At 67.2% G+C, this 13,510-nt stretch carries 11 protein-coding genes; 3 read left to right on the plus strand and 8 right to left on the minus strand.

The genetic code is table 11. The features are described from left to right. Window positions 1-265: 265 nt before the first annotated feature. The 7 genes from AC5Y4F_RS12670 to AC5Y4F_RS12700 form a co-directional block, all read right to left on the minus strand. Complete coding sequence (locus AC5Y4F_RS12670) at window positions 266-1,126, minus strand: TIGR03619 family F420-dependent LLM class oxidoreductase (protein WP_499996990.1); 861 nt, start codon at window positions 1,124-1,126, stop codon at window positions 266-268. Then, window positions 1,123-1,767 carry a PaaI family thioesterase gene (locus AC5Y4F_RS12675; protein ID WP_499996991.1) on the minus strand — a complete coding sequence of 215 codons (645 nt, stop codon included), beginning with the start codon at window positions 1,765-1,767 and terminating at the stop codon, window positions 1,123-1,125. Before AC5Y4F_RS12675 ends, AC5Y4F_RS12670 begins: the two co-directional genes overlap by 4 nt. Continuing rightward, entirely contained in the window at window positions 1,764-4,748 is a 2,985-nt protein-coding gene (locus AC5Y4F_RS12680; protein ID WP_499996993.1) for a bifunctional [glutamine synthetase] adenylyltransferase/[glutamine synthetase]-adenylyl-L-tyrosine phosphorylase, read from the minus strand. The genes AC5Y4F_RS12675 and AC5Y4F_RS12680 overlap by 4 nt, the downstream gene beginning before the upstream one ends. 50 nt (window positions 4,749-4,798) lie before the next feature. Then, complete coding sequence (gene glnA, locus AC5Y4F_RS12685; RefSeq protein ID WP_067937549.1) at window positions 4,799-6,139, minus strand: type I glutamate--ammonia ligase; 1,341 nt, start codon at window positions 6,137-6,139, stop codon at window positions 4,799-4,801. A 252-nt stretch (window positions 6,140-6,391) separates the two neighbouring features. After that, window positions 6,392-6,718 (minus strand): hypothetical protein, encoded by a 327-nt coding sequence (locus AC5Y4F_RS12690; protein ID WP_499996995.1) that lies wholly within the window; start codon window positions 6,716-6,718, stop codon window positions 6,392-6,394. 32 nt (window positions 6,719-6,750) lie between these two features. Then, window positions 6,751-8,316, minus strand: coding sequence for an alpha/beta hydrolase (locus AC5Y4F_RS12695; RefSeq protein WP_499996997.1), 1,566 nt, complete (start codon window positions 8,314-8,316; stop codon window positions 6,751-6,753). A 147-nt stretch (window positions 8,317-8,463) separates the two neighbouring features. Then, the gene (locus AC5Y4F_RS12700) at window positions 8,464-10,020 is read right to left on the minus strand and encodes an alpha/beta hydrolase (protein WP_067937554.1); all 1,557 of its coding nucleotides are present in this window, start codon (window positions 10,018-10,020) and stop codon (window positions 8,464-8,466) included. A 346-nt stretch (window positions 10,021-10,366) separates the two neighbouring features. Here AC5Y4F_RS12700 and panB point away from each other — a divergent pair, with 346 nt between their 5' ends. Beyond that, window positions 10,367-11,215: a 3-methyl-2-oxobutanoate hydroxymethyltransferase gene (panB, locus tag AC5Y4F_RS12705; RefSeq protein WP_499997093.1), complete on the plus strand. Its 849-nt coding sequence runs from the start codon at window positions 10,367-10,369 to the stop codon at window positions 11,213-11,215. A 191-nt stretch (window positions 11,216-11,406) separates the two neighbouring features. Further along, complete coding sequence (locus tag AC5Y4F_RS12710) at window positions 11,407-12,597, plus strand: glycoside hydrolase 5 family protein (protein WP_499997096.1); 1,191 nt, start codon at window positions 11,407-11,409, stop codon at window positions 12,595-12,597. A 10-nt stretch (window positions 12,598-12,607) separates the two neighbouring features. Here the strand turns inward: AC5Y4F_RS12710 and AC5Y4F_RS12715 are convergent, their stop codons facing one another. Next, the gene (locus tag AC5Y4F_RS12715; protein ID WP_067937558.1) at window positions 12,608-12,943 is read right to left on the minus strand and encodes a heme-binding protein; all 336 of its coding nucleotides are present in this window, start codon (window positions 12,941-12,943) and stop codon (window positions 12,608-12,610) included. A gap of 235 nt (window positions 12,944-13,178) precedes the next feature. Between AC5Y4F_RS12715 and AC5Y4F_RS12720 the strand changes: the two genes are divergently transcribed. Then, window positions 13,179-13,418, plus strand: a complete 240-nt coding sequence (locus tag AC5Y4F_RS12720) for a hypothetical protein (protein WP_067937647.1) — start codon at window positions 13,179-13,181, stop codon at window positions 13,416-13,418. Window positions 13,419-13,510 lie beyond the last annotated feature (92 nt).

A 13,510-nucleotide genomic window follows, 5' to 3' on the forward strand; every position in this document is an offset into this window, starting at 1 on the left:
GCTTTCCCAATCTGTCCGAAGCCGCCCGGTCATTTGAAAAGCCAGCTTCGGCCCTTGGACCAATTATGCTCCGATTTTTCGCAGCGCGAGCGGGTCGACTCCGGCCGCCGCCCAAGTGTTACCCGCGGCCGCGTCCTCGGGGATCCGACAGCCATGCGCAGCCGTCGAATGTTCACTTCGCTCGGGGCGATCGATCCTCGAAACATAAACCATGCCGAGCCTCGGCGCCGGTGTGTCGGTCGCCGCCGTTTATGTGTCGCGGCGCCTAGCCGTCGAGCGCGAGGTCCTTGCGGAAGCGTTGCATGCCGTCGATCTTGTCGTCCAGGCTGGCGTCGGGCCCGGCGTAGAACATCCATGGCATGGTGATGATGCCGGTGATGCCCGCATCCTCGACCCGCTGATAGTCGGCGATGGTGAACGCGTCGGTCAGAGGTGTCAGAACGGTGAAATCGTCCATGGTCAAACCATTTTCGCCGCGTATCTCTCGCAGCCTGCCTACCGCATCGATGGCCCGCTCGGACTTGATCAAATCGCCGATCCAGCCGTCGTTGCGGGCGGCGCGGCGCAGCGCGATGTCGCTGAGCCCGCCGACATACACCGGTATCGGCGGCGGAGTGGGCTGCATTTCCAGCCGCGGCGCTCGATAAAACTGGCCCTCGAACTCCGTCCAGCCCGGGGACCACAGCGCGCGCATCAGATCGATGATTTCATCGGTGCGCTTGCCCCGGGCCTCGAATCGCTCACCCATCAAAGCGAATTCCTCACGGCACCACCCCACGCCGATACCCAGCTCCACCCTTCCGGACGCCAAAACCGCTGCGGTGCCAATGGCTTTCGCCGCGGAGTACGGGTTACGCATCGCGGGGATATAGACAGTGTTGACGAATCGCAACCGCGTGGTGACCTGGGCCAGCGCACCCACGAGAACCCACGGATCGGGCCAGTCAGTGAAGGGCTGCCAGCGTCTTTCCCCGTCTTTGGTGTACGGGTACGGGGTGTCCAGAGTCTCCAGATTGACGACATGATCGGGGATGCCGATCCCGTCATAGCCCAGCTCGTCGGCCGCCTTGGCGAGCTCGATGATCTCGCGGGTGTTCAGGAACGCGCTGCTGATGTAGAACTTCACTGCGCCTCCTGCGCCCAGGCCGGCTCGATGAATACGCCGTCGGCCTCGACGGTGACGCCGGTGCCATCCGAAATAGCGCCGCGCGCAAAGACTTTCCGGCCTTCTTTGCCGTCGACCCACGCCTCACAGCGAAGCGGGCCCAGCGGGGTGCCGCGCAGATATTTCACCGTGATGGTCCCCGTGAAGCGCGGTTTCGACAGCCCCTCGCTGGCCGCCTCCCCGAGCATGTGGTCGAGCACCAGGGCGCTGACGCCGCCGTGCACCAGTTTGGGTGGACCCTCGTAGGCCGAGCCGAGGGTGAATTCGCTCCAGCAGCGGCCCTCGCCCTCGTGGCGCACGACGATCGGCGGGGCGATGGGGTTGCACACGCCGATAGCGGCGTTGCCCAACGGCAGCGGGCGGCCGTTGACGCGATAGCTCACCCCGAGGGGGCGGGTGCGTTGCCGCAACGATGCGGTGGCGGTTTCGATCGCCCTGCGGGCCTCGGCGACAACCTCGTCGTCCGCCTCGGTCCGGATGGTGGCGTCGACGAGCTCGCGGACCGCATCGGCCAACGGAGCGTAGAGGGCGGTCACGCGATCGGCCTCCGCCGCGCTGAGCACCTCGAATATGGCGTCCAACGCGCCGGCCTCCTGACTCAACTCCCGAACACCCTGCGCACCACAGCTTTTGCGCGTCGCGTTACCCGAAGATAATTGTCTAAGAACTCCCCGCCCTCATCGGTCGGCCAGCCCGCGGCCACGGCGACCGCGTTGAGCTGACGGCCGGGCCCGGGCAACTGATCGGTGGGCTTACCGCGGACCAGCACCAGCGCGTTGCGGGCCCGGGTCGCCGTCAGCCAGGCCTGCCTCAACAGCTCCACCTCATCGGCGGGCACCAGGCCGGCCGCGGCGATCGCGTCGAGGCACTGCAGCGTCGACGTGTTGTGCAGCGCGGGAACCTCGTGTGCGTGCCGCAGTTGCAGCAGCTGCACGGTCCACTCGACGTCGGCCAGCCCCCCGCGCCCCAGCTTGGTGTGCGTGTTCGGGTCGGCACCGCGGGGCAACCGCTCGGCATCGACGCGGGCCTTGATGCGCCGGATCTCCTGCATCGCCTCCGGCGACACCCCGTCTGACGGATACCGCGTCTTGTCGGCCATCAGCAGGAACCGCTGCCCCAGCTCCGCGTCGCCGGCAACCGAGTGCGCCCGCAGCAGCGCCTGGATCTCCCACGGCTGCGCCCACTGCTCGTAGTAGGCGGAGTAGGACGCCAGGGTGCGCACCAGCGGACCCTGGCGTCCCTCGGGCCGCAGGTTGGCGTCGACCTCCAGCGGAGGGTCGACGCTGGGCGTCCCCAGCAGCGCCCGCACCTGCTCGGCGACACCCGTCGCCCAGCGCACGGCCGCGGAGTCCTCGACACCGGCCGCCGGTTCGCAAACGAACATCACGTCAGCGTCGGATCCATAACCCAACTCGGCGCCGCCCAGCCGGCCCATGCCGATGACGGCGATCGCGGCCGGCGCCCGGCCAGCCTCGGGCAGGTTGGCCCGGATCATCGCTTCCAGTGCGGCCTGCAGCACCGCCACCCAGATCGAGGTCAGCGCCGCGCACACGTCGGTGACCTCGAGCATGCCGAGCAGATCGGCGGACCCGATGCGGGCCAATTCGCGACGGCGCAGCGTGCGCGCCGCGGCGATCGCCCGCACCGGGTCGGAGTAACGGCTGGCCGACGCGACCAGCGCACGGGCCACAGCGGCGGGTTCGCTTTCAAGCAGTCGCGGACCGGACGGCCCGTCTCCGTAATCCTGAATGACCCGCGGCGCGCGCATCAGCAGGTCCGGCACGTACGCCGAAGTGCCCAGCACGTGCATGAGCCGACGTGCCACCGCGGGCTTGTCGCGCAGCGTCGCCAGATACCAGTTCTCCCCGGACAGCGCCTCGGACAGCCGCCGGTAGGCCAGCAGCCCGCCATCGGGATCGGGCGAGTACGACATCCAGTTGAGCAGCCTGGGCAGCAGCACCGACTGAACCCGACCACGCCGCCCGCTCTGGTTGACCAGGGCCGCCATGTGCTTCAGCGCGGTCTGCGGACCCTCGTAGCCCAGCGCCGCCAGCTGGCGTTCGGCGGCTTCGGAGGTCATGCCGCGAGCGATGTCCAGCCCGGCCGGGCCGATCGATTCCAGCAGGGGCTGATAGAAGAGCTTGGCGTGCAGCTGGGAGACCCGCAGGTTCTGGTGTCGCAATTCCTCGCGCAGCACCCCGGCCGCGTCGTGGCGGCCGTCCGGCCGGATGTGCGCGGCCCTGGCCAGCCAGCGCACCGCCTCCTCGTCGTCGGCCTCGGGCAGCAAGTGGGTGCGCTTGAGCCGCTGCAGCTGCAATCGATGCTCGAGGAGCCGGAGGAACTCGTAGGACGCGGTGAGGTTGGCCGCGTCCTCGCGCCCGATGTAGCCGCCCTGGCCCAGCGCGGCCAGCGCATCCACCGTCGACGCCACGTGCAGCGAGTCGTCGTCGCGACCGTGCACCAACTGCAGCAGCTGCACAGCGAATTCCACGTCGCGCAGCCCGCCGCTGCCGAGCTTGATCTCGCGGCCGCGGACCTCGGCGGGCACCAGTTGTTCGACCCGGCGGCGCATGGCCTGCACCTCGGTCACGAAGTCCTCCCGTTCGCAGGCGACCCAGACCATCGGCATCAGCGCGTCCAAGTAGCGCTGTCCGAGCTCCGTGTCGCCCACCGCCGCACGGGCTTTCAGCAGCGCTTGGAACTCCCAGGTCTTCGCCCAGCGCTGGTAGTAGGCGACGTGTGACTCGACGGTGCGGACCAGTTCACCGCTTCGCCCCTCGGGTCGCAGACCGGCATCGACCTGGAAGAACGCCTCAGAGGCCAGCCGCATCATCTCGCTGGCCACGCGGGTGGTGACCGTGTCGGCCTGCTCGCCGACGAAGATGACGTCCACGTCGCTGACGTAGTTCAGTTCCCGGGCACCGCATTTGCCCATCGCGATGACCGCCAGCCGTGGCGGCGTCCGGTCGCCGCACACGCTGTTCTCGGCAACCCGCAGCGCGGCGGCCAGCGCGGCATCGGCCAGGTCCGAGAGGTGGGCCGCCACCACGGTGAATGGCACCACCGGTTCGTCCTCGACCGTCGCGGCCAGATCCAGTCCGGCCAGCACCAGCAACTGGTCGCGGTACAGGGTGCGCAACCGCACCATCGCCGAGCCCGGCTCCGCCAGCGATTCGTCGACGCATTCGGTGAACATGTCGCACAGCTCGTCGTGGGTGGGGAGTTTGACGTTGCCGCGCAAGAGTTTCCAGGACCCGGACTGGGCGATCAGGTGATCGCCGAGCGCCAGCGACGAGCCGAGCACACCGAACAGCCGACCGCGTAGCGGGCGTTCGGTGAGCAGGGCGGCGTTGAGCTCGTCCCAGCCGGCATCGGGGTTCTCCGACAACCGGACCAGGGCGAGCAGTGCGGCATCGGGGTCCGGCGCGCGCGACAGCGACCACAGCAGGTCGACGTGGGCTTGGTCGTCGTGCTCGTACCAACCCAGCTGGTCCATGCGTTCGGCCGCTTGCGGATCGACCAACCCGAGCCGGCCGACGCTGGGCAGCCTGGGGCGCTGCGTCGCGGGTTTGGTCACGACCACGACCGTAGCGCAACCTGCGGGTCTTCAGCCTCAGCGGCGCCCGATCCGGGCTACAGCGACAGGTAGGTGCTCAATTCGTAAGGGGTGACGTGGCTGCGGTAGTTCGCCCACTCCGTGCGCTTATTGCGCAGGAAGAAGTCAAATACGTGCTCTCCCAAGGTTTCCGCGACCAGTTCGGAGGACTCCATGGCACGAAGTGCGCTGTCCAGGCTCGTCGGCAGCTCGCGATATCCCATCGCGATGCGTTCGTCGGCGGTCAGGTCCCACACGTTGTCCTCGGCCTGCGGCCCCAGCACGTAACCCTTCTCCACCCCGCGCAGGCCGGCGGCCAGCAGCACGGCGAAGGTCAGGTATGGGTTGCACGCCGAGTCGGGGCTACGGACCTCGACGCGTCGCGACGACGTCTTGTGCGGCGTGTACATCGGCACCCGCACCAGCGCGGACCGGTTGGCCGCACCCCACGACGCCGCAGTGGGCGCCTCGCCGCCTCCCACCAATCGCTTGTAGGAGTTGACCCATTGGTTGGTGACCGCGCTGATCTCCGATGCGTGCTCGAGGATCCCGGCGATGAAGGACTTGCCCACATCGGAGAGCTGCAACGGGTCGTCGGGGCTGTGGAACGCGTTGACGTCACCCTCGAACAGGCTCATGTGGGTGTGCATCGCCGAGCCGGGATGCTGCCCGAACGGCTTGGGCATGAAGGTCGCGCGGGCGCCGTTCTCGATCGCGACCTCCTTGATGACGTAACGGAACGTCATCACGTTGTCCGCCATCGACAGCGCGTCGGCGAACCGCAGGTCGATCTCCTGCTGGCCGGGCGCGCCCTCGTGGTGGCTGAATTCCACCGAGATACCCATGAATTCGAGCGCTTCGATCGCGTGGCGGCGGAAGTTCGAGGCGGAGTCGTGGACGGCCTGGTCGAAGTAGCCGGCGGTATCGACGGGAACCGGCGGCGTCCCGTCGTCGGGGCCGGGCTTGAGCAAGAAGAATTCGATCTCTGGGTGCACATAGCAGGAGAAGCCGAGGTCGTTGGCCTTCTGCAGCTGGCGGCGCAGCACGTGCCGCGGATCGGCCCACGACGGCGATCCGTCCGGCATGGTGATGTCGCAGAACATCCGTGCCGAGTGGTGGTGGCCGTTGGGCGTGGCCCAGGGCAGCACCTGGAAGGTGGACGGGTCGGGGTTGGCTACGGTGTCGGATTCCGAGACCCGCGAGAAGCCCTCGATGGAGGAGCCGTCGAAGCCGATGCCCTCCTCGAAGGCGCCTTCGAGTTCGGCCGGGGCGATGGCGACCGACTTCAGGAAGCCGAGCACGTCGGTAAACCATAAGCGAACGAAACGGATGTCTCGTTCTTCGAGGGTGCGGAGGACGAATTCCTTCTGTCGATCCATAACTCGAACAGTATGCAACTGCTGTTAATTCTGTGTTACCGGATCGGTACCGCTGCGCTGTGACCTGGCCTCAAGATACGAAGGCTGCCGGTACTTGTCCGGCGCGCCGGCGGCCGGCCGCAAAGCTCGTGACCTGACCGGAGCCGGGCGCACAAGTGAGCCGTCTACGGCGAACATCGCGGGCGGTATTCGCCGACGCGAGTTCGCCTCTCCCCTTTGATCAACGGACCCTACGGCTTCGCCCGCAGTCCCTTACGGGCGCTCCTCGACCACACATTGAACAATCGCATTGGCAAGCTGTGGGTTGAATCCCATGTGGGAAACCTTCTGAGCTTCGGCAGCAGGGGGAACACCAGAGTTCAGATCTTGCTCGATCTCGCCGACAAGCTGCAAGTTCTGCGGGTCGGCCTCTCCGATTGGTTCCGTTATCTTTCCCACGCAGCGGCGGTAACCGCTGTAATCGGCGTGAGCAGACGCGCCCATCAGCACAGCCGGGGCGATCAACAGGACGGCGACGGCTAGCCCGGCCGTGACAGCGAGATAGATGAAACGCATGGTCAGGCGAATACCCAGCCGCAACCGTGAATAATCAGCAAACGATTCGGTGCCGGTCAGGATTGGCAGCGGTAGGAGGCCGGTGGCGGAGTGCCGGCGACGAGATACCGGACGACGGCGGTGTCGACGCATTGGTGGCCGTTGAATACCGCGGTGTGCTGCGTCCCGTCGTAGGTGATCAGCGAGCCACCGAGCTGGTGGGCCAGGTTCACGCCCGCCTGATACGGCGTGGCCGGATCGTGGGTGGTGGAGACGACGACGACCTTGCCGGCCGACATGGGCGGCGCGGCGTGTGGTGCCGACGTCGCGGGCACCGGCCACAGCGCGCACAAATCGCGCGGAGCATTCCCGGTGAACTGGCCGTAGCTGAGGAACGGCGCGGCCTGGCGGATGCGCTGATCGGCACTCACCCAGCTGGCCTGGTCGGTCGGATTCGGCGCGTCGACGCAGCGGATCGCGTTGAACGCATCCTGGTCGTTGGAGTAGTGCCCATCCTTGTCGCGCCCGTCGTAGTCATCGGCGAGCAGCAGCAGGTCACCCGCGTCGGTGCCCTGCGCCAGGCCGAGCAGGCCGCTGGTCAGGTATTTCCAGTGCGCAGGCGTGTAAAGGGCGTTGATGGTGCCGGTGGTCGCGTCGGCATAGCTCAGCCCGCGCGGGTCAGCGGTGTGACCCGGCTTGGTCACCAGGGGGTTGACCAGCGCGTGGTATCGGTTGACGAATTGGGTGGGGTCGGTGCCCAGCGGGCAGCCCGCCGAGCGGGCACAGTCGGTGGCGTAGTCGTTGAAAGCCGTTTGAAATCCCGCCATTTGGTTGACGTTCTCGTCGATCGGCCCGACGGTCGGATCGATGGCGCCGTCGAGCACCATCGTGCGCACGTGGTTGCTGAACTTCTCCAGGTAGGCGGTGCCCAGCTCGGTGCCATAGCTGTAGCCCAAATAGTTGATCTGGTCGTCGCCGAGTGTTTGGCGGACGGCATCCATGTCGCGTGCGACCGATGCGGTGCCCGTGTTGGCCAAAAACGCCGCGCCCATCCGGTTGACGCACTGCTGGGCCAGTTGCCGGTAGAGCTGCTCGATATGGGCCACCCCGCCGGGGCTGTAGTCGACCATCGGCTCTCGCCGGTACGCGTCGAACTCAGCGTCGGTGCGACAGCGCAGCGCGGGCGTCGAGTGGCCGACTCCCCTCGGATCGAAGCCGACGAGGTCGAAATTGCGCCGGATCGGAGAGTCCTCCAGGTCCGAGGCCATCGCTGCCACCATGTCGACCGCCGAGCCACCGGGACCGCCGGGGTTGACCAGAAGGGATCCGATCCGTTGTCCGGTTGCGGGTATCCGGATCATCGCCAGCTTGGCCTGCGCACCAGCGGGGTTGTTGTAGTCAATCGGTACCGACACAGTGGTGCACTGGGAGGTGGGGATATCGCTTGTGTCACTGACGAATTGGCTGCAGCTGCCCCACCCCTGCGGCACCGCGGCCGACGGCGGATTCGGGCCCGGAGTCTGCCCGGCACCGGGTTCCGGCGTGGCGCCGGCCGTGGGCGGCGCCACGACGCAGCTACCACCGAGCATCAGCAAGGAAAACAGCGCCGAGCTCAAGGACCTCAGGCGCGACATGGCTGTCATCGTTGCAGCCCCCGGTACCCACGACAGCGCGAAACGGTCACGCCTTGGTCTCGGCTGCAGCCCGCGCCGAGCGTGCACTCACGGCGACGAAACGACGAAAAACTCGCCGTGAGTGCACGTTCGGCGTCTACGCGATAGCCGGGCTGCCTAGCACTTGGCGCCGTTGGGCGGGATGGAGCCGCCGACCAGGTACGCCGTCACATAGTTGTCGATGCAGCCGTCGCCCTGGAAGACGACGGTGTGCTGGGTGCCGTCGTAGGTGAGCAGCGAGCTGCGCAGCTCGTTCGCCAAGTCGACGCCCGCCTTGTACGGGGTGGCCGGATCGTGCGTGGTCGACACCACCACCGTGGGAGCCAGACCGGGCGCGGAGATGGTGTGCGGCTTGCTGGTGGGCGGCACCGGCCAAAACGCGCAGGTGCCCAGCGGGGCATTGCCGGTGAACTGCCCGTAGCTCATGAACGGTGCGAGCTCGCGGGAGCGACGGTCTTCGTCGACGACCTTGGCGCGGTCGGTAATCGGCGGCTGGTCCACGCAGTTGACCGCGACACGCGCGTCGGTGGCGTTGGTGTAGTGGCCGTGCGAGTCGCGGCGCATGTACATGTCGGCCAGGGCGAGCAGTGTGTCGCCGTGGTGATCGACGAGTTCGGACAGACCGTCGGTCAGGTGGTGCCACAGGTTTGGCGAGTACAGCGCCATGATGGTGCCGATGATCGCGTCGCTGTAGCTCAGGCCACGTGGGTCGTTCGTCGGTGCGGGCCGGCCGACCATGGGGTTGTTCGGGTCGACCAGCGGGTCGACCAGGCTGTGGTAAACGTCCACCGCTTTGGCGGGATCGGTGCCCAGCGGGCAGTTCGGCTGCTTCGCGCACTCGGCGGCGTAGTTGTCGAACGCGTCCTGAAATCCCTTGGCCTGACGAAGGTCGGCTTCGATCTGATCGGCGTTGGGGTCGACGGCTCCGTCCAGGATCATCGCCCGCACGTTGTGCGGGAAGGCCTCGGCGTAGGCCGAGCCGATCCGGGTGCCATAGGAGTAGCCGAGGTAGGTGAGCTTCTCGTCGCCGAGCGCCGCGCGGATGGCGTCGAGATCTCGTGCGACGTTGACGGTCCCGACGTTGGCCAAAAAATCCTTGCCCATCTTGTCGACGCAGCGGGCGACGAACTGCTTGGTTTCGTCCTCCATGTGGGCGACGCCCGCCGGGCTGTAGTCCACGTTGGGCTCCGTGCGCAGCCGATCGTTGTCGGCGTCGGAGTTGCACCAGACCGCAGGCCGCGACGCCCCCACCCCACGGGGGTCGAAACCGACGAGGTCGAACCGTTCGCGGACCTTCTTGGGCAACGACTGGACGACACCCAGCGCCGCCTCGATGCCGGACTCCCCCGGCCCGCCGGGGTTGATCACCAGCGAGCCGATCTTGTCGCCGGTGGCGGGGAAACGAATCATCGCTAGCGTTGCGACGTCCCCGTCGAGGTGGTCGTAGTCGACCGGCACGGCCAGTTTGCCGCACAGCGCGCCGGCCGGAAGTTTGACCTTGGGGTTCGCGGCCCGGCACGGCGTCCACTCCACCGCCTGGCCCAGCTTCGGCCCGGACATGACGGCGCGGCCCACCACCACGCGGACGCAGCCCGCCAGAAGCAGCGCGACGGCAGCCATCGACGTCCAGACCAGCAGCGTGCGCGCGGTCTTGCCGCGGCGAGACAGCCCCATGCCAACCTATGCTGCCAGAGGGAACCTGAGATCCTGATTAGCGGCACCACGGCCCGGTTACCGTGCGAGCGCGACCAGCTTGCCTCCCCATCGCGGACTCGTCGGCCATCTCCCATAACTCGGGCGGCAGATCCGGACCAGCAACCGGGCCGATGCCGAGTTTGCCCCGCGGCGACGAGGGAGTCGCGCAGCCCGTCTCCGCTCGGCGGGTTGGTGCGCGCATGGTGTGTCTCACACCGCCTCGGCGGTGCAACTGAGCAAAAGAAATGGCAGAATCAAGTGGTCAAACGAACCCGGGGACCCTCAGCGGCCACGAGGATCGAACCGACCACCATTAGGGACAATGATGTCTGAGCACAACGTTTACGGTGCCAACCCGCCTGCGCAGCCCGAAAAGGCGAGGCCCAAGATCCGCACCCATCACCTGCAGAAGATGAAGGCCGAGGGGCACAAGTGGGCCATGCTCACGGCCTACGACTACTCGACGGCCCGCATTTTCGACGAGGCCCGCATCCCGGTCCTGCTGGTCGGCGACTCCGCAGCCAATGTGGTGTACGGCTACGACACGACGGTGCCGGTCTCGATCGATGAGCTGATTCCGCTGGTGCGCGGCGTAGTACGGGGTGCCCCGCACGCGCTCGTCGTCGCCGACCTGCCGTTCGGCAGTTACGAGGCCGGCCCCGCCGCCGCGCTGGCCGCCGCCACCCGGTTCATGAAGGAAGGCGGCGCACACGCGGTCAAGCTCGAGGGCGGCGAGCGGGTGGCCGAACAGATCGCCTGCCTGACCGCGGCCGGCATCCCCGTGATGGCCCACATCGGGTTCACCCCGCAAAGCGTCAACGGCCTGGGCGGGTTCCGGGTGCAGGGCCGCGGTGACGCGGCGGAGCAGACGGTGCACGACGCGATCGCCGTTGCCGAGGCCGGCGCATTCGCCGTCGTCATGGAGATGGTGCCGGCCGAGTTGGCCACCCAGATCACCGGCAAGCTGACCATCCCGACCATCGGGATCGGCGCCGGACCGAACTGCGACGCCCAGGTGCTCGTCTGGCAGGACATGGCCGGTATGAGCAGCGGCAAGGCCGCCCGCTTCGTCAAGCGGTTCGCGGACATCGGCGCGGAATTGCGCCGGGCTGCAACGCAATATGCGCAAGAGGTGGCCGGCGGGGTGTTCCCCGCCGACGAGCACTGCTTCTGATGGATTCGTAGCGCTGGTTTGCACGCCCACATCGCCGGTCTGAGGTTCGCGCCTGGTTGACGGCGGTATCTCGTCGGAACGAAACCGCTGAAAAGTGTTGCGGTACAAAAATGTACGATGGCTCGCGGAGACGATCCGAACTCTGACGAGCAGGGGTGGACCACATCGACCGGGGGACTCGCGGTGACTTCGTGCACCGGCGAATGGTGCTGACGCTGCCGCTGCTGGTGGCAGGAGGCATGGCCATATCACAGACGCCACGCGCGTCCGCCAAACCCCCCCGTACCTCGCCGCAAGCCAGCAGGTGGTCACCTGAACGCGCGAACCGCTGGTATCAGGCACAAGGATGGCCGATCGGCGCGAACTACATCACCTCCAACGCCATCAACCAGCTGGAGATGTTCCAGCGCGAAACCTTCGACCCCCCGCGCATCGATACCGAACTGCGCTGGGCGCGGGCCAACGGATTCAATGCGATACGGGTCTTCCTGCACGACCAGCTCTGGGCGCATGACCCTCGCGGGTTTCAGCGTCGTCTCGCCCAGTTCGTCGACATCGCCGCCCGCCACGGCATCAAACCGCTGTTCGTCCTGTTCGATTCGTGCTGGGATCCGTTTCCCCAGGCGGGCCCGCAGCGCGCGCCTCGGCCGGGCATCCACAACTCGGGCTGGGTCCAGAGTCCGGGGGCCGCGCGCCTGGACGATCGCGGCTACCTGCGCACCATGCGCGGCTATGTCACCGGAGTCCTGACGCAATTCCGCAACGACGACCGCGTCCTGGGCTGGGACCTATGGAACGAGCCGGATAACCCCGCGGACGCCTACGCTTCGGTCGAGCGCAACGACAAGGTGGACCTGGTCGCCCGCTTGCTGCCGCAGGTGTTCGAGTGGGCGCGGCTGGTTGATCCCTGTCAGCCGTTGACCAGTGGCGTCTGGCACGGCGAGTGGGCCGCCCCGGGCCGCCGCAGCGTCATCAGTGGCATCCAGCTCGACAACTCCGACGTCATCACGTTCCACTCCTATTGCGAGCCGGCGGAGTTCGAGAGGCGCATCGCCGAGCTTGTCCCGCTGGGCCGCCCGATCCTGTGCACCGAGTACATGGCGCGCCCGCTGGGCAGCACGGTGCAAAGCATCCTGCCGATCGCAAAGGGTGCCAACGTCGGCGCATTCAACTGGGGTCTGGTCACCGGGAAGACGCAGACCTTCTTTCCCTGGGACTCCTGGGACCACCCGAACCCGGACCCTGCGATGCCGCGGGAGTGGTTTCACGACCTGCTGGGTCCCGACGGACGGCCCTTCCGCGACACCGAGATCCAGACGATCCTCGAGTTGAGTGACCTGGCGATGCACTTGCAGCAGCCACCGCCACCACCGGCCGGCTGACGCCGATCGCTCAGCGGCACCGGTTCTGGAAATCGGTCAACGGCTGTCGAAGGCCCTCGAGGTCGGCGTGGGTTTGCGGATTGGCGTCCATGTACTGCTTCAATTGCGCACGCGCGTCGTCGCGGGGCTGCCCCTTCAAACCGGTGATGTACGCGTTGACGTCCGGGTGTGCGAACAAATATTCCGACGTCGCGGCGGCGACGCCCGACGACACCTGGGCCAGGTCGGCCGCCGTGCAATTCGGTTGCGACGAGGGCGTCGGCTCCGGATCGTCCATCGGCGGGTCCGCGGCGGCCGACCCCGCCGTCGCGAACAGCATTGCCACACTCAGCGCGCCGGCCGCCATTGCGCCGGCAACTGCTCGGCCCGCCGGGCGAATATAAGACACCATGGGAAACGCTCCTTCATCTCCGCCTGCGCAACTGCGGCCGGTATTGGTACCGCAAACCATAAGGGGTTTTTTCACCGTGCATGCGCTATTCGGCTGGCAAAGAAATGTGCAGCCATTTCTCGATCTGAGCCCATCGGTCGCGCGGCGACGGCAGAATGATCCACGGGTGGCAGGAAAGGAGACCGCAGAGATGAAACCGCGCCGCTGGTTTGCCGCAGTGCTGGTGCTGGCGGGCCTTGCCGTAACTCCCGGCATTCTCGCCGCGCACTCCGCCGATCGGGCGGATGCGACTGTGTGCGTGAACGCGGGCCGGCGCGTCTCTGTCAGCGGGTGCACCAACATCGCCGACAACATCCAACGCTATGTCCCGCCACCGGCCGTTTATGCGCCGTTGCCGGAGGACGACACGACGGCTCCTCCCCCGCCGTAACGGCGGCCGCGACGGGCGCTGCACTCACCAGCCGATCCGCGGCGGTCCCGTCGCCTCGGTATGGCACGCTATGGGTGCTCATTTCCCACCGT

The organism is Mycobacterium sp. NGS56 (assembly GCF_059812425.1).